Annotated in this window: 18 protein-coding genes and 1 riboswitch; of the genes, 1 reads left to right on the top strand and 17 read right to left on the bottom strand. The window is 39.2% G+C overall.

The window, feature by feature from the left end:
* Window positions 1–128: 128 nt before the first annotated feature.
* Window positions 129–221: riboswitch (cyclic di-GMP riboswitch) on the bottom strand.
* Between the two features lie 86 nt (window positions 222–307).
* From EO120_RS07610 to EO120_RS07570, 11 genes are all read right to left on the bottom strand, one after another.
* The gene (locus tag EO120_RS07610) at window positions 308–1396 is read right to left on the bottom strand and encodes a GTPase family protein (RefSeq protein ID WP_127134884.1); all 1089 of its coding nucleotides are present in this window, start codon (window positions 1394–1396) and stop codon (window positions 308–310) included.
* Window positions 1397–1579: 183 nt separating this feature from the next.
* Window positions 1580–1894, bottom strand: coding sequence for a hypothetical protein (locus EO120_RS07605; RefSeq protein ID WP_127134883.1), 315 nt, complete (start codon window positions 1892–1894; stop codon window positions 1580–1582).
* A gap of 13 nt (window positions 1895–1907) precedes the next feature.
* Window positions 1908–2228 carry a helix-turn-helix domain-containing protein gene (locus EO120_RS07600; RefSeq protein ID WP_074649984.1) on the bottom strand — a complete coding sequence of 107 codons (321 nt, stop codon included), beginning with the start codon at window positions 2226–2228 and terminating at the stop codon, window positions 1908–1910.
* An 84-nt stretch (window positions 2229–2312) separates the two neighbouring features.
* Window positions 2313–2813 (bottom strand): hypothetical protein, encoded by a 501-nt coding sequence (locus tag EO120_RS09410; RefSeq protein WP_479258337.1) that lies wholly within the window; start codon window positions 2811–2813, stop codon window positions 2313–2315.
* Window positions 2814–2855: 42 nt separating this feature from the next.
* Window positions 2856–3221 carry a ParB N-terminal domain-containing protein gene (locus EO120_RS09405; RefSeq protein WP_479258336.1) on the bottom strand — a complete coding sequence of 122 codons (366 nt, stop codon included), beginning with the start codon at window positions 3219–3221 and terminating at the stop codon, window positions 2856–2858.
* Window positions 3202–4005 carry a ParA family protein gene (locus EO120_RS07590; RefSeq protein ID WP_127134881.1) on the bottom strand — a complete coding sequence of 268 codons (804 nt, stop codon included), beginning with the start codon at window positions 4003–4005 and terminating at the stop codon, window positions 3202–3204. Before EO120_RS07590 ends, EO120_RS09405 begins: the two co-directional genes overlap by 20 nt.
* Complete coding sequence (locus EO120_RS09265; protein WP_206512484.1) at window positions 4002–4388, bottom strand: DUF6017 domain-containing protein; 387 nt, start codon at window positions 4386–4388, stop codon at window positions 4002–4004. Before EO120_RS09265 ends, EO120_RS07590 begins: the two co-directional genes overlap by 4 nt.
* Before the next feature lie 47 nt (window positions 4389–4435).
* The gene (locus EO120_RS09260) at window positions 4436–4957 is read right to left on the bottom strand and encodes a replication initiator protein A (RefSeq protein ID WP_206512483.1); all 522 of its coding nucleotides are present in this window, start codon (window positions 4955–4957) and stop codon (window positions 4436–4438) included.
* A 251-nt stretch (window positions 4958–5208) separates the two neighbouring features.
* On the bottom strand, window positions 5209–6702 hold the full coding sequence (rlmD, locus tag EO120_RS07580; protein WP_420906954.1) for a 23S rRNA (uracil(1939)-C(5))-methyltransferase RlmD: 1494 nt from the start codon (window positions 6700–6702) through the stop codon (window positions 5209–5211).
* 1 nt (window position 6703) lies between these two features.
* Window positions 6704–7369, bottom strand: a complete 666-nt coding sequence (locus EO120_RS07575) for a TerC family protein (protein ID WP_127134880.1) — start codon at window positions 7367–7369, stop codon at window positions 6704–6706.
* 190 nt (window positions 7370–7559) lie between these two features.
* Window positions 7560–8219 (bottom strand): TerC family protein, encoded by a 660-nt coding sequence (locus EO120_RS07570; protein ID WP_127134879.1) that lies wholly within the window; start codon window positions 8217–8219, stop codon window positions 7560–7562.
* Window positions 8220–8413: 194 nt separating this feature from the next.
* Here EO120_RS07570 and EO120_RS07565 point away from each other — a divergent pair, with 194 nt between their 5' ends.
* Complete coding sequence (locus tag EO120_RS07565; RefSeq protein WP_127134878.1) at window positions 8414–9781, top strand: MATE family efflux transporter; 1368 nt, start codon at window positions 8414–8416, stop codon at window positions 9779–9781.
* Between the two features lie 188 nt (window positions 9782–9969).
* Here the strand turns inward: EO120_RS07565 and uvrC are convergent, their stop codons facing one another.
* The 6 genes from uvrC to smc form a co-directional block, all read right to left on the bottom strand.
* Window positions 9970–11796 carry an excinuclease ABC subunit UvrC gene (uvrC, locus tag EO120_RS07560; RefSeq protein ID WP_127134877.1) on the bottom strand — a complete coding sequence of 609 codons (1827 nt, stop codon included), beginning with the start codon at window positions 11794–11796 and terminating at the stop codon, window positions 9970–9972.
* Between the two features lie 131 nt (window positions 11797–11927).
* A complete protein-coding gene (gene uvrA, locus EO120_RS07555; RefSeq protein ID WP_127134876.1) occupies window positions 11928–14783 on the bottom strand; it encodes an excinuclease ABC subunit UvrA in 2856 nt (951 codons plus the stop codon).
* A gap of 144 nt (window positions 14784–14927) precedes the next feature.
* Window positions 14928–17075 (bottom strand): excinuclease ABC subunit UvrB, encoded by a 2148-nt coding sequence (uvrB, locus tag EO120_RS07550; RefSeq protein WP_127134875.1) that lies wholly within the window; start codon window positions 17073–17075, stop codon window positions 14928–14930.
* Window positions 17075–17458: a hypothetical protein gene (locus EO120_RS07545; protein ID WP_127134874.1), complete on the bottom strand. Its 384-nt coding sequence runs from the start codon at window positions 17456–17458 to the stop codon at window positions 17075–17077. The genes uvrB and EO120_RS07545 overlap by 1 nt, the downstream gene beginning before the upstream one ends.
* Window positions 17448–18383, bottom strand: a complete 936-nt coding sequence (gene ftsY, locus EO120_RS07540) for a signal recognition particle-docking protein FtsY (RefSeq protein WP_127134873.1) — start codon at window positions 18381–18383, stop codon at window positions 17448–17450. The genes EO120_RS07545 and ftsY overlap by 11 nt, the downstream gene beginning before the upstream one ends.
* Window positions 18383–21937, bottom strand: coding sequence for a chromosome segregation protein SMC (gene smc / locus EO120_RS07535; RefSeq protein WP_127134872.1), 3555 nt, complete (start codon window positions 21935–21937; stop codon window positions 18383–18385). The genes ftsY and smc overlap by 1 nt, the downstream gene beginning before the upstream one ends.
* Between the last annotated feature and the right edge of the window lie 23 nt (window positions 21938–21960).

The following is a 21960-nucleotide window of genomic DNA, read 5'->3' as shown; positions in this document are numbered from 1 at the left end:
AGATTAAACCCTTATAACACTAGATATTTACTAGTATTACAAGGGTTTTTACACACACTTTTTGTCCTATAAGCCAAAAAAGCGGCATTGTGCTATTACACAATGCCACTTCATATACTTACATAGTTTTCGGTAACTGGCTGACATTGATCAATAACGAGTAATCTTTAGTCCCTATAGTTTTGCGTCACCCATTTTCATGGGCTTTGCCATCGTTACTAATTGTAGACGATTACTCGAACAAAATCAATCAATACAAGATATTTTATTGCGCATTATGCTATAAACTTTTTTATAAACGCAGTCCTTATCTGTCAAATATTGCCACAAATATGCCTTTGACAGCTCCTACAGCAGCTCCTACCGCGGTACCAACAATCTTGCCAGGGATTCCCAGGATGTTACCTCCAATTTCAGCTCCATCTTCGGCCCCATCGGTAATACAATCCCACACGGTCTCACCGAAACTTCTTTTGATTCCCGCCTTATAATTGTCTTCTTTGTCATCATGAAGCCAATTATCTTCTTCATCTTTGATGTTGTCGGCAAGTGCAAGTCTTTTATCCTTAGGCACAGCCTTAATGATGTAGTATAAAAGTTTTGTGAGGTTATATGGCTTATGCTGCTCGCCACCATCCTCCTTGTATCCTGCACAATAGTAAATAGGACGAATGCTTAGTCCAGTTGCCTCTTTTACTCTGTTCTGTACCGAATCAGCCTTCTTCTTAAGAAACTCCTTCAAAACTTCATCCGGCGCATTTTTTTCAGCATCCCAATGTGTCCCTTTCATAGCAACATCTGCCTGATTAAGTGCAAGAAGGATTCGATCCTTTGCGTCGTCACCAAGTGCCGGAATCAATACCTTGTTAATGAGATCATACGATGCGCCAAGGTCTTTCGATGAAGAATCAAGAATTACTACAATCAAATCAATCAACGGATTTCCATTTTCATCAAGCTCATTAAGTTTTTCAAGAATAGAACGGCTAATTCTTTCGTCACTAGCAATTCCATCACCAAGTCCTGGCGTATCCCAGATAGTAAGATTATCAAGTTCAAACTTTTCAATAAAAGCGGTCTCCGGGTCAACTCCAACACCGACCTTTGCAACATCCATATCAAACAAGGCATTGACCGTCGAACTCTTACCTGCACCAGTAGAACCCGTAAGCATAATATTTACCTTCTGATTACGAACCTTAATAAGTCTAGATAATCTCTTTGCCCTCTCACTGTCCGGCATATCAAGAGACATAATCTCTTCTTCTAGCATCACATAGATACTCTTCTTACCTACTTCCTTCTCGGAATTATCCACTCCAACCTCCTTCTCGATGTCTGCGATTTCTTCATCCGTCAGTAGTTCTTCGTTATCAATTACATTTTCAGTACTCATTGTGATTTCCTCCTATAATCAAAACATTTGTTTCAGATTTGTCTCTTCAAATCTTGTAGTGTAACAATAGCAAAGCACATGGACAGATACTGTTGTTGTGAATTAATTTTTATAAAAAAAGAAAAAAGAACCAGAGCACCGTCTACCAATGCTCTGGTTCTTTACAATATGATGATACTTATTTTAAATCCTAGCAAAAAAACTTTTCATTCCAACCAAAACAGACTCTCCAAAATAGCGAACCATTCTTGGGAAGGACCCAAGAACCGTTCCTGCAATCATTGCTTCGAAAAACAGCTTCCAGTCTACCGGTGACATAAACAAGCAGCTAAGTCCGGCCCAAATAATAAAGCCCCCTATTAGCCCAAAGATAAAACCAAATACGCCACCTGCAAAATCAATCATGCAAATAAGAATCGTAAGTACAATCTGTACTGGTAACAGTACTACCTTCAATAGGAAATGAAGAACACTTCCAAATACTCTCAATGCGATCATAGTTGGCATCTCCTTATTTACTTAGGATCTGCTCCATAAACTGAATTACTTCCTTCTGTTCCTGACCACTCAGCTTCATAAACAGCTGATAATATGCTCCAAGTCTCTGCATACGATTTTCCTCCTCTTGATCTGCACCAAAGAGCAGCCAATTTGTTGTCACATGATATAAGCCTGCAAAATCTTTTATTTCTTCTGCTGTAACTGCTCTTTTCCCTGCCTCAATCGCACTAAGCGTTGGGCGTGACATTTCCATACTACGTGCAGCATCCTCTTGATACATGCCTACATTGTTTCTTGCTTCTTTTAATCTAATACCAATGGTTTTATCCATGCTGCGCCTCCATGTCAGCATTTCTGACATAGAATCCACAGATAATTCCAGACTCATGAAAATCATGAGCCTGGATTCATGATGTTATGCCTTCATTCCAGACCACTGTTCAAGCAACTGGAGGATCTGCATTTCCATTTCTCTTGCTGAGGTTTTCTGCGGAAAATACTTCTGAAGAATATTGCTATCAAACACCACTCGATTAAGGGGATTCTTCTTCTCTTCATCCATAATGCTTTCTATTAGTTCAGCAGTACATGTTCCTTCTTGACTAGATTTCTTAAGTCTTTGAGCCTGTGACAGGGATGGTGTTGTCTGCGCAAGTTCCATGGCCTCATAGAAGTCCTTCTGTTCCTCAGGCTTCATATAAGAGAGTTCTACTGCAGGATTAAAGGCCATCTTCTTTTCATCCACTAGATCAAGAAGCTCCGGTATAAGATTATTCAATCGTACAAATCGCTGAACTGTTCTTGCACTCTCACCGGTCTGCTTTGCTAACTCTTCATCTGCACGTAACCTCGTGCCAACTTGGCACGAAGTAAGGTCTGTTCTCTTGCCCTGGTGCTTAAGAGCTTCCATTTTCATCTTATAAGCCTTCGCTCTTTCACTCGGAAGAATATGTTCTCTTTACAGATTGGAATCTCCCATCAAGATTGTAGCCGTGTCGTCGTCCATCTCTCTGACTATTGCCGGTATTTCTTCCTTTCCAGCTAAGATAGATGCATACCTTCTTCTATGGCCGGATATCATTTCATACTCTCCGTTGCCATCAGGTCGGATAATAACCGGAACCAATACTCCATACTCTCGAATACTATCTACGGTCTTTCTCATATCCTCATCATCCAGAACCTTAAAAGGATGATTTTTGAATTCATGGATCTGATTCACCGGAATACTCACTACATGTTCACCGGTCTCTTGTCTATTCTCTTCGGTTGTAAAAATATCATCATAGCTCTTTAAGCTAATGTTAGTTCCTCTTCTGGTCATATTTCAGCACCTCCTGTGTTAATGATTCATACACTTCTGCTACTTTTCCTGAAGGGTCATAGGCAAAAATACTCTTGCCCTCCGCACTCGTTTCTGCAGCTCTGACAGATCTCGGTATCTCTGTCTTGAATACAGTGATTTTGTTGCAGTACGTATTTCTAATTAAGTTGCTGATATCCTTGGCATAATTCCTTCTGGCATCTACCATAGTGATTAGAATTCCTTCAATGCACAGTTTAGGATTAATCTGACGCTTAACCTGATTGATTGTAGAGAGTAATTGCTCTAATCCCTTAGCTGATAAGTAATTGGCTTGAACAGGAACCAATGTTGCATCAGAAGCAGCCAAAGCATTTACAGTAAGCATTCCTAAACTAGGCATACAATCTAAAAGGATATAATCGTATCGCTCTCTGAGTGGTTCCAAAAACTGCTGAAGAATACGTTCTCGATTCATGGTATTCACAAGCGACACCTCAAGTCCTGCAAGTGAAATATTCGAAGGAATCAAATCTATACCTTCCTGCTGATGGATCAATACCTCATCCAATGCCACTGGATTCTCACTTATTGTTCCATTCAGAAGATCTGAGAGTGTCAGCTCCAGGTCATCAGGTCTCGGATACCCCAGGCTGATTGTCAGTGATGCCTGGGGATCTGTATCTATAAGCAAAACCTTTTTATTCTGTCTTGAAAGTCCAATTCCTAAATTCTCTACCGTTGTTGTTTTAGCTGTGCCACCTTTCTGATTTACCACAGCAATGATTGTTGACTGCTTTTTCATACTGTCTCCTTCCAGTGTGCCATGTCATAGCTGACCTTGGCCGTGTAATAATGATCGATTGTTAATGGTGCGTTATAGATTGTTGCGAGTAGATACTGCTTCACATTTCTGATATCTGTAATTTGGTTCTTAAAGCAATCCAATATGTACTCCATATGCCCTGAGTCAATTTTCATAAACTGAGCCTTTACAACATCTACCGGCTTGTCATCTCCGGATATCCGAATTGTCTTTGCCGTGCTGCATAAGACATCAACCATAAGATCAAAGATTTCATTGATCCGTCCGACTTCATAAGGATTGTTCTGGATAAGTATGTCTATGCTTAGCTTCTCCCTAAGATAATCCTCATACTGTTTTCTGATTCGCATCGGATCATCCATCCTAACCACCTTTACTCCTGGATTTGCTGATTCCGCCGATAGATTGATTAGATCAGTCTGACTAAAATCAGTTTTTTAGTATTAGTATTATTAGTGAATGATTTCCATGAGTCCGGACTTGTGATTTTCACATCTCTGGACTCACGATTTTCATAAGTCTGTGAATCATGATTTTCATGAGTCACGATTTTGCTCTTTCTGTCTCCATCCCCATGCAGTCCTGTTGCAAAATCTTTCACATAGATTCTTGTTGACTTCCCCTGCCCTTGCTTTTGGCGTTCAATAAGTCCTGCCTTTGTCTCTAACTCCTTGAGCAGCTTTGTAGCCTTCTGATTTGCGCAATGCATATCAGCCATGATCTGCTCCAAGGTGTAGTAGATATAGACCTTGCCTTCTTCATCAATCCATCCATTCTTAGCTGACAAGGATGATCTATCCAGCAAGAGTGAGTACAGGAACTTAGAATCCATTGTGATACCTGCGAATCTATCATCTGTAATCAACATCTTCGGCACTTGATAGAATGCAAACTGTTCTGTTCCTCTTCCGTAGAAATAATCAAAACCCATTGGCGTACCTCCTTTCTTTTGTTTTGCAGAAATAAAAAAGACGCTTAACTCACAGGAAATGCTGTAAGCTAAGCGTCTTCCGACGATTCTTATTTTGTTTTATCTAACAGGTTCAGGCTTTGCACCTACTGTGTCGAGTTCAACAGCTACAATTACCCGAATATACTTTTTCAGATGCTTTCCACGCTCTGACCAATCAGTCTTTTCAAACGTGAAATGCTCGTAAAAGTGCGTAAATTCAAGGACTTCTACTAATTCACCTTTTGCAGTAACACAACAGCCTCCACATGCGCCGTCATAGGAAACATATCCACTGGTTGCACTTCACGCAGTTCGTATCCAAGTTCTGTAAGAACAGCAATATCTCGTGCCATGGTAGCAGGGTTACAGGATACGTAGACGATGCGTTTAGGTTCCATAGCTGCTGCGGAGGTCAGTACTTCTTCTTTACAGCCTGCGCGAATAGGGTCGAATACAATTACATCTGGACGAATGCCTTTTTCATAAAGTTTTGGCATCTCTACAGCTGCATCTGCAACGATAAATTCCGTATTATCATAGCCATTTCGTTTTGCATTTTCCCGAGCGTTAATAATGGCAGGTTCTACAATTTCGATACCGATTACATGTTTTGCTTTATGTGCTAAGAATAGCGAAATGGTACCGGTACCACAATAGGCATCAATAACAGTTTCATTACCTTGTAAAGCTGCATATTCTAATGCCTGGTCGTAGAGAACTGTCGTTTGTTCAGGATTAACTTGAAAAAAAGAATGTGGTGACAATGTGAATTGTAAATCCTTAATATGATCGATAATGGTGCCATCGCCAAAGAGGATGTGATTCGTAGCACCTAGAATTACATTAGTACGTCGATGATTTACATTATGTACGATTGTTTCTACACGAGGTAATCTTGCCGTAATACGAGTAATCCATTCTTCCTGTTGCGGTAAATACTCTGTAGCTGTTACCAGAATAACCATCCATCCCGATTGGCCAATGCGCCCTATGACATGACGCAAAATGCCTTTACCTGTATGCTCGTCATAAGGTTCAATGCCGAGTTCCACAGCAATATCATAACATGCTTGAGCAATTTGGTTATTTCCTTCATCTTGAATTGGACAATTAGTGCCTTGCACAATATCATGCGATCCCATAGCATAGAAGCCCATTTTCAAATTATCTCTTGTTCCACCTACAGGCATTTGCATTTTATTGCGGTATGCCCACGGATTCTCAGGACCTAATGTAGGTTTTACTAAATTCGGATTCAAATGTGCAATACGTTGAATCACATCTTTAACCTTCTGTGTTTTTAGTTCCAATTGTCCTTCATAGGTAATATGTTGTAATTGACAGCCTCCACATATACCGTATAGCTCACAATTAGGTTCTATTCGCTGAGGCGAAGCTTTTACAATAGATATAAGCCGTCCCACAGCATAGGATTTTTTTACTACAGTAATTTCTACCTCTACTTCTTCACCAGGTAAAGCAAAGGGTACAAATACAGTAAAATCATTGATACGTCCTACACCTTCACCACTACTGCCAATGCCATGAATAGAAACGCTAGCTCTATCCCCTGGGGATACAGGCGCATTCAGTATAGCTTGTTGTTTTTTTGAAAGTCCTATTTCACCTTGCTTTGAAGCTCTGTTTTTATGTTTATTGTGATTCCATGAGCGTCTTTCTTTATGAGTATGCATTTGTTTTTTGTTCTTTGACGTATTAGCCATATTACGCTCTTTTCTTGGCAAGTTTAATAATACCAGTTACAATAAGTACAAAGAATACTGTGCCGATTTTTACGAGCAATTCTTCGCCTTGAATATATGGGATTAACAATGGATCTTCAACGATCATTTCCCCTGCAACCCAGCCTAATAAGGCACCACCAGCCCAGAGGATAGCTGGATATTTACCGATAATACGAGCAAATAAAGTAGAGCAAAATATGATAATAGGTACTGTAATAAGCAGTCCTACAACGACCATTTCTAAATGGCCTTGTGCAGCGCCTACAACGCCGATAACATTATCAATACTCATCATCGCATCAGCAATGATAATTGTCCAAATAGCTCCCATTAAGGAGTCTTTCGCTTCAATATGAGCCTCTTCATCATCGCCTTTCATCAATTGAATAGCAATCCAAAGGAGGACTAAACCACCGCCTAAATGAATGGCAGGGATTAATGTCAGCGCTTCTACTAAAATAGTGGCAAATAACAGGCGCATAACAATAGCCCCAACAGTACCCCAAATAACAGCTTTACGCTGTAAATCAGCAGGTAATTTCCCCGCTGCCATACCGATAACGACGGCATTATCTCCGGCTAATAAAATATCGATTAATATAATTTTGCCTATGGTAATCCATGTAGCTAATTCTAAAAACTCCATAATATCCTCACTTGTATTGTTCAAATTACTCTAAAACTATCTCTTAACTATACCATATTTTAAAGGTTTTTTCACAGTATTATCCATCTATGGCATATGCAAAAAACTCTCCTTTTAACGATGTCAAAAAGAGAGTTTTTAGATAACCATTGTATTGAGTTGTTAGCTAACCATCTTGTTCTCAATGGTCTTATTTTTTCAATTGTTTTGCTAGTAATGATGCGCCCACTACGAGAATAACTGCAGCAATTTTAATAGCCAATGCATAAGGCGCCACCATGTCATGAATGAGTCCATCTTCTAAACTCATAGCCGCACCTACCCACGCGAGGATACCGCCACCAACGTATAGAATGATTGGAAAACGTTCGATAACTTTCACAAATAATGTACTACCATAAATGATAATAGGTACAGTGATGAGCATACCAATAGCAACGAGCATCATATTGCCACCGGCAGCGCCTACAACGCCGATAACATTGTCGATACCCATGATACCATCGGCGATGACTATAGTAGTAATAGCAGCACGAAGATTATCTTTTGCCTCGATATTGTGCTCACCGCTATCATCAGCTACGAGTTTGTACCCAATCCACAATAATAAAATACCACCAATTAAACGCAATGCAGGAATATTGTTGAGAGCTTCCACGAAGAGGAATGCCATAACAAGACGCAATATAATGGCCCCTGCAGTGCCCCAAAAGATAGCTTTTTTCTGTAGATTTTCTGGCAAATTACGGGCTGCCATACCAATAACAATAGCATTATCACCAGCTAATAAAATGTCGATAACGATGATTTGCAACATCGCTAACAAACCTTGGATAGATAGAATGTCCAATGTGGTCCTCCTATAACGAAAATACTTGATATAGTTATTATACTAAATGTGAGTAATTCTGTACAATTCACTTATTTACATGTATATTCATTTTTCGCATATGCTCTATAGCGATATAAATTCTATAGTTTCTCATATCCCTAGCTATTCTCAGTAAGCTATGTTACAATATAACATCAAATTGGGAGGTTAGTATGCATCAGACATATTCAATATTAGAAAAACTTTGGCTATTCATCAAATTGAGTACACCCATGTGCATTACACAGTTTTCATTAGTAGGCGGCACCTTTATTGCTATATTTCTAACAGGTCAATATAGCACCATTGATTTAGCTGGTGTAGCCACAGGTTACAACTTATGGCTTCTGTTCTATATTTTTGCGCAAGGCACCTTGATGGGTATAACGCCAATTATTTCACAGCTATTAGGGGCCAATAAAACAGAAGATATTTCAAAAATATTTTACCAAGGCCTATATATCGGCACAGGCTTAGCGGCTATGATTCTACTAATCGGTGTGCTAGGGCTAAAACCTTTATTACTATTTCTTAACTTAGATCCAGCTGCTTCAGAGGTTTGTATTGATTATTTGAAAGCTTTCGCCTTAGGGCTATTCCCACTATTATGGGTCAATACACTACGGAACACAGTAGATGCTCATGGATTAACACATTATTCTATGGCTATTGTGTTAACAAGTTTTTTCATTAATATTTTCTTAAACTATTCGCTCATTTTCGGCCATTTTGGTTTTCCTGAAATAGGTGGTGTCGGTGCTGGTTATGGCATTGCCGGTGCATCTTGGACAAATTTTATCTTATTTAGTGCTGTCCTATTATTCCATCCAAAATTAAAACATTATCATGTATTCAAAGATTTATTTGGCCCTCGTTGGAATTACATTCGCGAGCAATTGCAAGTGGGGATTCCCATTGGTCTATCTATTTTCTTAGAAGCTAGTATTTTTAGTATTGCTGGTTTATTAATGGTTCACTTTGGTTCCGCCGTTGTAGCAGCTCACCAGTCAGTTATTTCTTTTACTAATGTGTTCTACTGCTTACCGTTAAGCATTGCCATGGCTACTACTATTGCAGTAGGATATGAATTAGGTGCTGGTCGCTACCAAGAGGCTATCCAATACTCCTATATTTCTCGTATCTTAGCCATTGTTATTTCCATCATCATATGTAGTTTTACATTTACTCACATGGATTCAATTTCAGCATTATTTACTAATGATCCTGAAGTATATAGCTTAATTTATAGTTTCCTTGGCTATGGCGTATTCTTTGCAGCTATTGATGCGGTAGGTACACCATTACAAGGCATATTACGGGGATACAAAGATGTAACACCTGTATTTTATATATCCTTAATTTCTTATTGGGGCGTCTGTTTCCCAACTGCATATTATTTAGCAACCTATTCTGATTACGGCCCCTTCGGCGTATGGATTGGACTCCTTGCGAGTGTTGCTGTAGCGGGTATTTTATTTACATTCCGCGCTTGGTATATCCAACATTACAAACCAAAACATAGTTCACAATCCAAAGTATGATTCATAAAACCATAAAATCCGCATCATATGATGAGATACTTCCATTTAATGGAGGTGCTCCTATCATAATGATGCGGATATTTTATATTCAGTTTGGCTTATAGGAGAAAAAATATTGTTTCTTTTCCTATAAGTCTTCAGTTTTCATATTCAAGTAGTTCAAATACTATACCTATAAACAAGAAATATTACATCAATATCTCTTGTTTTTCTACCTTCGACATGCGGAAAAAGTTATACACTGCTTCTGCTGCCTTATAATTCATAGACTCTACTTTTGATAACTCGTCAATAGAGGCTTCTTTCATGGCTTCTAAACTATTAAAATGTGCCCATAGTGCTTTCCGCCGCTTCGGACCAATGCCTTCAATATGATCTAAAATAGATTCTAAATTGCGTTTGCCCCTTAGCTTTCTATGATACGTAATAGCAAATCGATGGGCCTCATCACGAATTTGTTGCAATAATTGTAGTTCCGGCGTATGGTGTGACAAAATAATACTTTCCGATTGACCTTCTACGAATACTTCTTCAATTCGTTTTGCTAAGGATATAACAGGTACATCAGTGACACCAACGCTACGAATTAATGGCAAGGCTGCATTTAATTGGCCTTTACCACCATCAATAATAATTAAATCAGGCATAGGCCAATCTGTTTCTTTCCCATAGCGGCGCTCCATAATCTCTGCCATAGATTTAAAATCATCTGGTTTACCTTGGGTTGTTTTTAATTTAAAACGCCGATATTCTTTTTTGGCTGGTTTGCCCCCTTCAAAAACAACCATGGACGCCACCGTTTCAGTACCTTGCGTATGAGATATATCAAAACATTCCATTCGTTCAGGTAAACGCGGTAAATCAAGTACTTCTGCCAATTTTTTAACGGCACCACCAGTCTTATCTAATTGATACTGCCATTGACGTCGTCGCTCTTCTAGAAATGTACAAGCATTTTCATGGGCCATCTTAATCATATCCATTTTATAGCCCCTTTTAGGTACTAATACTTCGACTTGTTGACCCTTCATGTTTGTAAACCATTCTTTGAATAATTGTTGCTCAGAACTCTCCATAGGTAATAACAACTCTTTAGGAATAAATGTTGTAGATCCATAGTATTGCTTAATAAAATCGGTCATAATGGTTTCTTCCGAGTCACCTTCATTTTGAACAAAGTAATTTTCACGACCTAATAAACGACCACCTCGGATAAAGAGTAATTGCACACACCCTAGTTGACCATCTACAGCTATACCTAGTACATCAAGGTCACCACGTTGTGTTACCATCCGTTGTTTTTCTTGCAGTTTTTCAATGCTTGTCAATTGGTCACGATACATGGCTGCCTCTTCAAATCGTAAATCTTCTGCAGCATGTTCCATCTTTTCTTTAAGTTCTTTTAATAACGGTATCGGTTTACCTTCAAAAAGTTGTACGATTTCATCTATATACTTACTATATGCGTCTTTAGTAATTTTGTTAAAGCACGGCGCCTCACAGTAATGCATATGATATTGTAAACAAGGTCTCTCTACTTTCATAGATTTACAAGTACGCAATGGGTAATATTGACGTATCAATTTTAACACCATATGTACAGCTGTCACATCTGTGAAAGGCCCAAAGTATTTAGCCCCATCTCGTTCTAAACGGCGTGTCATATATACGCGAGGATAGTCTTCTTGTACTGATATTTTTACATAGGGGTACGTTTTATCATCGCGCAGCATAATATTGTATTTAGGATGGTGTTCCTTGATTAAAGTGTTTTCCAAAATCAAGGCTTCCATTTCCGTCTTTGTTTGTATCGTTTCCACATCAACGGCACGTTTCATCATAGCCGTTACTTTCGGTGCACGATTTGCATCATTGCGTACATAGGAGCGGACACGATTACGCAAATTGATGGCTTTCCCTACATAGATAATACGATTGTATTGATCACGCCACAAATATACACCTGGCGTAGTTGGTAAATGACTTACCTTTTCTAATAATTCTTCTGACGCCATATTCCTCCTTTCTGCATTACACCATATTCTACATAGTATAACACTTATTTAGCTTTTATTATTTTTAGTAATTTATATAAAAGCAAATGTATATTCTATTACGTTGTATATCAGCAACTAGAGAGCATTTATTAATTATTACGTTTATCATCAGCATCCATAAAAGCACGTGTTTGTGCTAGTACAGGGCCTAAAAATTTACCTGTATAACTTTCACCAAGAGATGCAATATGTTCCGGCGTACCAGTACCGACAATGGTACCACCACGATTACCACCTTCTGGTCCTAGATCGATAATATAATCCGCTGTTTTAATAACATCTAAATTGTGTTCAATAACCACAACTGTATCACCACCATCTACAAGCTGTTGCAATACATGGAGCAATTTGCGAATATCTTCTGCATGAAGTCCTGTTGTAGGCTCATCTAGGATATATAATGTTTTACCTGTACTGCGACGCGCTAATTCAGTAGCCAATTTAACGCGCTGTGCTTCACCACCAGACAATGTCGTCGCCGCTTGACCTAAGCGAATGTAGCCAAGACCTACTTCTTGTAAAGTCGTCATTTTACGATGAATTTTAGGGATAGCACTAAAAAATGCTACCGCATCATCAACAGTCATATCTAGCACATCGGAAATAGATTTTCCCTTGTATTTTACCTCTAATGTTTCACGATTGTAGCGCGCGCCTTTACATACTTCACAGGGAACGTATACATCTGGCAAGAAATGCATTTCAATTTTAATGATGCCATCTCCACGGCATGCTTCACAGCGCCCACCTTTCACATTAAAACTAAAGCGCCCTTGTTTATACCCACGCATTTTCGCTTCTGGCGTTTGGCTATATAGTTCGCGAATAGCATCAAATACACCTGTATAAGTAGCCGGATTAGACCGCGGTGTACGACCGATAGGGCTTTGGTCGATATTGATAATTTTATCGATATGTTCCAATCCGCGAATCTCTTTATGAGCCCCTACCTTATGATAGGAGCGGTACAATTGATTAGCTAATCCTTTATAAAGAATTTCATTAATCAATGTAGATTTACCAGATCCACTAACACCAGTGACAACAGTAAATACACCGATAGGGAATTTAACATTAATATTTTGTAAATTATTTTCTTTCGCCCCTCGCACCTCGATACAAGCCTTACCTGGTTTGCGACGCTCTTTTGGCAAAGCAATGTACTTACGGCCGCTCAAATATTGACCAGTAATAGAGTTTTCAACATTCATAACCTCATTTACAGGACCAGCTACAATGATTTGCCCCCCATGTTCACCAGCTCCGGGACCGATATCTACAAGATAATCTGCTGCACGCATAGTATCTTCATCATGTTCAACAACGAGTAATGTATTTCCTAAATCACGAAGACCTTTTAAGGTTTCGATGAGACGATCATTGTCGCGTTGATGCAAACCGATAGATGGTTCATCTAAGATGTACAATACGCCAACAAGGCCAGAACCGATTTGTGTAGCCAAACGAATACGCTGTGCTTCACCACCAGATAAAGTGCCTGCACTACGGCTCATCGTCAAATAATCAAGCCCTACATTGTTGAGGAATCCTAAACGAGCTTTGATTTCCTTTAGAATTTGAGCGCCAATCACTTGTTCACGTTCAGTGAGCTCTAAATTATTAAAGAATTCCAACGCATCTTTAATAGTAAAGTCGGTCACTTCATTAATATTTTTATCCCCTACAGTAATAGCCAATACTTCTGGTTTTAACCGCGCACCATGACAGGTTGTACATGGTTTAATGGACATGAACTTTTCAAACTCTTCACGCATAGAATCAGTACTAGCTTCACTGTGACGACGTTTTACCATTGGCAAAATACCTTCATATTCAGTAAAAAATTCTTTTTCTTCTCCGCGCATATTTTCATAAGTGAAAGCTACCTTATCAGTAGTACCATACATGACTTTTTTCTGCAAAGCCTTAGGCAATTCATCATAGGTAGAGTCTAATGAATATCCATTAGCTATGAGCAAGCCTTCCAATTGGCGCATAAACCACGCATTAGGGTTTGAACTCAATGCCTGTACACATCCATCTGCAAAAGAAATAGATCCATCTGGGATAACCCGCTCTTCATCCACTTCCATAGTAGAACCAATCCCTAAACATGCAGAACAAGCACCATAAGGACTATTAAAAGAGAACATACGAGGTTCGATTTTAGGTAACGAAATATGACAATCTGGGCATGCAAAATGTTGACTATACATATGCTCTGGTCCGTCTAATTCTTGAACGATAACAATGCCTTCCGCCCATTTAGATGCCGTTTCCATAGAATCCGCCAAACGAGATTCAATACCTTCTTTTACGACGAGACGGTCTACCACAATATCGATAGAGTGTTTTTTATTTTTTTCTAAATTGATATCTTCATCTAAGGTCCGCACTGTACCATCCACGCGAACACGAACAAAACCTTCTTTGCGCAATTGTTCAAATATAGATTTATGCTCCCCTTTTTTACCTTGAATCATAGGGGCTAGCACTAAAATCTTAGTACCTTCTGGAAAACTCATCACATCATCTGTCATTTGTTGTATGGTTTGTTGTGTAATAGGCTTACCACATTGAGGACAATGAGCATGCCCTACACGAGCAAACAATAGACGTAAATAATCATAAATTTCTGTTACTGTCCCTACAGTGGAACGAGGGTTTTTACTAGTCGTCTTTTGGTCAATAGAAATAGCTGGCGATAAGCCTTCAATATAATCAACATCAGGTTTATCCATTTGCCCCAAAAATTGACGCGCATAAGCAGATAAGGATTCCACATATCTTCGTTGCCCTTCTGCGTAAATTGTATCAAATGCAAGGGACGATTTACCAGAGCCACTTAATCCTGTTAAGACGATGAATTTATCACGAGGCAAGGCAATGTCAATATTCTTTAAATTATGTTGCCGTGCCCCTTTTACGATAAGTTGGTCTTTCATAAATTCCTTTCTATATAAAGCGATGATATCCTAGTTAGGATATCATCGCTTTGTTTACTAACTACTATATATAGAACTATTATCGCACATATAGTCGGTATTTTCTATGAAATTTTTTACTTACTAAAGAGAATAGCCTTACCTTCACTTGGAATTCTTTGTTCCTTTTTTAGTACGAGGCTTTTTTATTTTGCTCTCTCCTGGTGCGTGCATATCGGACCATTGTTGACGAAGTTCACCTAATTGATCCCGCAAGGAAGCAGCCTTTTCAAATTCTAATTGTTTAGCAGCAGCCTTCATTTGACGGTCCAATTCTTCGATTTTATTATATAATTCTTCCGCTGTAATTTCTGCCACTTGTGGTGCAGATTCTACAGTAGGATATGGTTCATGACCATGGTCCATAAGGTCTAACTGTTTACCTTTTCCTTTGCGTTTAGGAGTAGATTCTGCTTCTTCTTCGATTTTCGTCAATTCGATTAGGTCTTTTACATCTTTAGAGACAGATTGTGGGGTAATATGATGTTCTTCATTATATGCTTCTTGTACAGCACGACGGCGATCTGTTTCATCAATGGCGCGCTGCATAGAGCCGGTGACACGATCTGCGTACATAATAACGTGACCATTCACATTACGAGCTGCACGACCAATAGTTTGAATCATTGCCGTATCAGAACGAAGGAATCCTTCTTTATCGGCATCCAAAATAGCCACTAAAGATACTTCGGGCATATCAAGGCCTTCACGAAGCAAGTTAATACCTACTAATACATCGAATACACCAGCTCGCAAATCACGTATAATTTCAGCCCGTTCAATAGTGACAATATCAGAGTGCAAGTAGCGAACACGAACGCCCATTTCCTTTAGGAACTCCGTTAAATCCTCTGCCATTTTTTTAGTCAGTGTAGTAACGAGAACACGTTCATTCTGACTAGCGCGCTTATGAATTTCTCCTAAAAGATCATCCATTTGCCCTTTTATAGGGCGAATTTCAATAGACGGATCTAACAGACCAGTAGGACGAATAATTTGCTCTGCAATATTAGTTTCTACTTCCATCTCATAAGGTCCTGGTGTAGCCGATACATAGACGATTTGATTGATTCGCTCAACAAATTCATCAAATTTCAAAGGTCTATTATCTAGTGCAGATGGTAAGCGGAATCCATATTCGATAAGTGATTCTTTGCGAGCCCTATCTCCATTATACATGGCACGAATTTGAGGTACTGTAACGTGAGATTCATCAATCATGATAAGGAAGTCATCTGGGAAGTAATCAATTAATGTAAACGGTGCTTCCCCAGCCTTGCGTTCCGACATGTGACGAGAGTAATTTTCGATGCCAGAACAATAGCCCATTTCTTGCATCATTTCAATGTCATAACGAGTGCGTTGTTCCAATCGCTGCGCTTCTAATAAACGGTCTTCCCCTTTTAATTTAGCTAATTGTTCATCCAATTCTGATTCGATACGCTCTACAGCTACTTTCATTTTTTCCTTTGTCGTTACATAGTGAGACGCAGGATAAATAGCAACATGTTTACGTTCTGCAATGACCTCACCCGTTAAGGAGTCTACCTCCACTAATCGGTCAATTTCATCTCCAAACAACTCAACGCGAACCACCCTTTCACTATAAGCAGCAGGGAAAATTTCGATAGTATCCCCTTGAACGCGGAAAGTGCCACGAATAAAATTCATATCATTTCGTATATATTGAATATCTACCAATTTAGATAAAATTTCGTCCCGCGATTTCACTTGACCTAACCGCAAGGACAATACTAAATCAGAATAATCCTCTGGGTCACCTAAACCATAAATACAGCTAACAGAAGCGACGATGATAACATCCCTACGCTCAAAGAGACTCATAGTAGCGCTATGTCGGAGTTTATCGATTTCATCATTGATAGATGCATCCTTCTCGATATATGTATCACTGGACGGAATGTACGCTTCTGGTTGATAGAAATCATAGTAGGACACGAAATATTCCACTGCATTATTAGGGAAAAAACTTTTAAATTCACTAGCCAATTGGGCTGCTAACGTTTTATTATGGGCAATAATCAAAGTTGGTTTTTGTACCGCTTCAATTACCTTTGCCATGGTAAATGTTTTACCTGTACCGGTAGCACCTAGTAGTACTTGAGCCCATTCACCACGTTCCACGCCATCTACGAGAGAGGCTATCGCCTTGGGTTGGTCCCCAGTAGGCGTAAAGGGCGCCTCCACCTTAAATGGTTGGCCCCCTTCAATGTTGTACTGTGTATGTTTCATTATTGTTCATCCTGATGTTGACGGATAGCACGCAATTCTTCATCGCTAAGACGGCGTCCCACATTTTCACCTTGGTTAAAGGTATCTTCTCCTTCTAATACTTCAATAAGCATAGCAATAGAGAAACGATCTAAGGTAGGTGTAGTTTTCTGAATTTCTTCAGCCATCATCCAGTCTGCATCTGTATATTGATTAATACGCTCTGTAATTTCTTGCCAGTTAGATAATAATAAACGAGTAATAGGGCGATATAACTCAATACCAAAGTATTCAATAAGGTCCACGATTTTATTCATATTGTCTAAACTGACATGATACTCATTTGTTTTATTTTCAGACTCTACATATTCAAGTAAAAATTCACGATTATATTTATTTGTCACCTTGCATCAATCCTTTATCAAATAATGCATTGGCAAATTCTTTTGCATTAAATGGGCGCAAGTCGTCCATGCCTTCACCAACGCCAATCCAACGGACAGGTACACCTAATTCTTCCTTAATGGAGATAACAACTCCCCCTTTAGCAGTACCATCTAATTTTGTTACTACAATACCACTAACAGGTACAGCTTGTCCAAATAGTTTAGCTTGGCTCACTGCGTTTTGACCTGTAGTACCATCGAGCACGAGTAATGTTTGATGTGGCGCACCTTCTACGTGGTTATTCGCTACACGACCCATTTTTTTAAGTTCTTCCATAAGGTTAACTTTTGTGTGTAAACGTCCTGCAGTATCGACAATCACAAAGTCTGCATTACGAGCCTTAGCAGCTTCCATAGCATCATATACAACAGCGGCAGGGTCTGCCCCTTCTTTATGTTTTATGATTGGTACACCTACACGGTCTGCCCAAATAGATAATTGATCTGCTGCAGCTGCACGGAATGTATCACCAGCAGCAATAATGACTTTTTTGCCCTCTTTTGTATAATAATTAGCTAATTTTGCAATAGTCGTCGTTTTACCTACACCATTTACACCTACAACGAGGATGACCTCTGGGTGGTGCAATGTAACTTCATCCTCTTGAGACACTAGTATTTCTGTAATACGACTTTCCATAAAAGGCATAACATCACCAGTATTATTAATAATGCCTTCCGTAACGCCACGACGGATTTCTTTCATCAAATATTCTGTCGTTTTAGGCCCTAAATCACTAGTAAGCATGACAGCTTCTAAATCATCAAGAAATTCATCATCGATTTGCGCATAACCGATAACAATGCTTTCTACATTTTTCACAAAGGATTTACGAGTTTTCTCTAAACCCTCTTTAATCTTATCAAAGAATCCAAATGCCATTATGCTAGATCCTCCTTCACATCTTCAAATGATACCGTCAATAATCGAGATACGCCTCGTTCTACCATGGTCACTCCTTGTAATACTTCGGCAGCTTCCATCGTTTTCTTACGATGCGATACAACGATAAATTGTGTTTCTTTATTTACTCTATTTAAATAAGAACTGAATCTTTCTACATTAGCTTCATCTAAAGCCGCATCTACTTCATCGAGCACACAGAATGGAGCTGGGCGATAGTCGAGGAACGAGAAAAGCAATGCAATAACCGTCAAGGCTCGCTCCCCACCAGATAACAATGTTAATTGTTGTCGTTTTTTCCCTGGCGGTTGAATGTAAAAATCGATACCACCAGTTAAAATATTATCTGGATCCGTCAGTACAATTTGTGCCGTACCACCGCCAAATAATTGACTAAACACTTCTTGGAAACGTTTGCCAACAATGTCTAGTACATCATGAAGCTGTATACTCATGGCCTTATCCATTTCAGCAATAACCGACTGTAATTGTTCTTTCGCTTTTTCTAAATCCGTTAACTGTGTAGTTAAAAAATCATATCGCCCCTTCGTTTCTTCATATTCTTCCACCGCATGGGGATTGATTTGACCTAATGCAGCAATACTAGCCATCAACTGAGCTTGTTCTTGTTTCCATTCATGAATCGAACCACCTAATTGGATATGTTGTGCATCCTCTAATGAATAACCTAAATTAGCCAAATCCTCTACGGCCCGTTCACAATCCATGCGATAACGAGTTAACTTACCTTCCGCATCAACCAGTCGATTTTGCACTACTTTATAACGTTGATTCAAACGATCTTGATCTGACAGAATTGTTTCTATTTCTTGACGAGCCCCCGATGTAGACTGATAGGCGGTATCGCGTAAAGCACGAATCTTTTCCACTTCCTCTTGGATGCGTTGTAATAATTCGTTACCTTCCTGTAATTTTGTAGGTAATATCGTTTCTAAACGTTCTTTACTAGATGATAACAACGATGTTAATGGCTCCAAACGCAATGCTAAGGTGTCTAAATTATTACGTCTTTGTTCTTGTTGCGCTCGTCTTTCTTCCAAAGTAGCCGATAAGCGTTCACATAGTAAACGAGATGCTGTAAATAATTCGTATGCCTCTTGCTGTTCTTGTTGCAATCTACTCAATCGATTCATCATAGATGATTGATCACCTTGTGAATTCGACATATCCTGTAATGATGATAAACGAGCCTCACTATCCACCAAACTCTGTCGGGTTTGACGTAAATCAACATCGATTTGAATCATACGATTTTCCATATCTTTTTGAACACGTTGTTTCCGTTGTAACTCGTTTTCGATATTTTGAATTTTAGTTTCACTTGCTACAAACAATAGATTGGTATGTTGATATTGCTCATCTAATGTACTGCGCTCTTTTTGAGCATTTTCAATGCGAGATTCATCATCTTTAACTTGTTGTTCCAATCGAGCCATTCGCTCTGCTACGGTAACCAATTCCTGTTCAAGACGAGCAGCTTCTTCACGTCTGCTCAATACAGAACTTCGTTTTCTCTTCGTTGCACCACCTGTTAATGAACCACCTGGTTGAAATTGCTCACCCGTTAGTGTAACGATGCGCAATGATTGATTATATTTCTTCTGTAATGCAATGGCGCAATCCATCGTTTCTACCACTAATGTTCGGCCTAAGAGATATTGGAATATATGACTATATTCCTGATTGAAAGTAATACAATCTACAGCAGTGCCAATAACCCCTTCCTCTTGTAGAGCTGGTGTATCATAAGGCTTACCTTTTACAGACTCTAGTGGCAAAAAAGTTACACGACCACCTTGGATAGATTTCAGATATTGAACACCTTCCGATGCTGCCTTTGCCGTTGTTGTCACAACGTGATTAACACTGCCGCCTAAAGCAATCTCTATAGCTACTGTAAATGTATCACCTACAGTAAACAAATCCCCTACGGCGCCTTTAATAGCATCGCGCCACGCGCCTTTGCCATTGAGAATATTTTTAGTACCCTCCATATAGCCTTCATGCTGCTCAGCCCATTGAGATAAAAGTTCTAAACGGCCTTGTGCTTTTTGTGTATCACTGCTCAAACGATTTAGTTCTTTACGAGCATCGCGCAAAGACCGTGTCACAGTCTGTTCAATATCTAGTAACTGTTTACGTTTCTCACCAATACTGTTAAATTCAATAGCCAATATATCATGAGATTCTTTTGCATCTTTTAGCCCTTGCTCAACGTTTTTTGCTTCTACACCGATGGATTCCAATTCTTTGTGCAATTCAATTTTTCGGTTTTCTAAATTACGCAACCCCGCTTTAGCAGTTTCAATGGACGTAACAATTTCTAATTGTCGTTGTTGAAAAGCTTGGCGGTCATGCTCCAAAGATTGCCAAGATGATTGCTCTTTAGACAACACCTCTACAGCTTGTTGATACTGAGCTTCCAATTCTACAAATCTAACTTGCTCATCCGTTAATTGTTTAGATTCGTCATCAATGAGATGATCTAATATGAGTAGCTGCTGCTCTTCACCTTTTTTAGTAGCCTCCACTTCACTAATGCGTAATTTTGTATCATCCACTTCACGTTGCGTCGTTTTCAATTGTTCTTCTAATAATGCCAAGGAACCACGAGTTCGTTCTTCATCGCGTTGTTTCTCAGAAAACTCCTCTTCCCATGTTTTTAATTGAGCTTGATCTTTTTCATTAGCCGCTTGCAATGAATGACGACGTGCATCTAAGGTAGATAATTCCGTTTGTAATTCAATTTCTTCATCTTTCAGAGCAATATTATCGTTTTCTGCTTTTGTAAACAATCGATCCGCAGTTTTATAATTGTGAAAGCCAAGGGCACCATCATATTCTCGTTTCGCCCGACTTAATTCCATATATCGTTTTGTAGTTTCCGCTTTTTCTGATAAAGGGCCTAATTGATCTTCAATAGTAGCCATAATATCGCGTACACGTTCCATATTGCGCTCTGTAGTGCCTATGCGGCGGAGTGCATCTTCTTTATTGATTTTAAAACGAGAAATACCTGCTACATCTTCAAATATGAGGCGACGATCTTCCGGTTTACTATTCAAAATAGCATCGATTCGATTTTGCCCAATGATGGCCATCGAATCCTTCCCCAATCCCGTGTCGGCTAATAGTAAATGAATATCTTTTAATCTACAAGAGCGCTTATTGATGAGAAATTCACTTTCTCCAGTACGATAAATACGGCGTGTAATAGCCACCTCTTGCATATCTATATCTAATTGTCCATCAGTATTATCAAATACGAGAGTTACTTCAGCGGCACTCATAGGTTTACGTTTTTCTGTGCCAGAGAAAATAATGTCTTCTGCACGTTGTCCCCGCAAATTGCGTACATTAGATTCCCCTAGAACCCATTTCATAGCATCCGTAATATTACTTTTACCACTCCCGTTAGGTCCAATAACGGCAGTCATCCCTGGGGAGAATTTTACAACTGTTCTATCTGCAAAGGATTTAAACCCTTTTAATTCTAACCGCAGTAATTGCATGACTGCCTCCTTTCTCTATAACC

This window comes from Veillonella caviae, from assembly GCF_003992125.1.
Classification (GTDB): domain Bacteria; phylum Bacillota; class Negativicutes; order Veillonellales; family Veillonellaceae; genus Veillonella; species Veillonella caviae.
The sequence above is the reverse complement of the archived record's forward strand: the minus strand, read 5'-3'. Positions and strand labels throughout refer to the sequence as shown.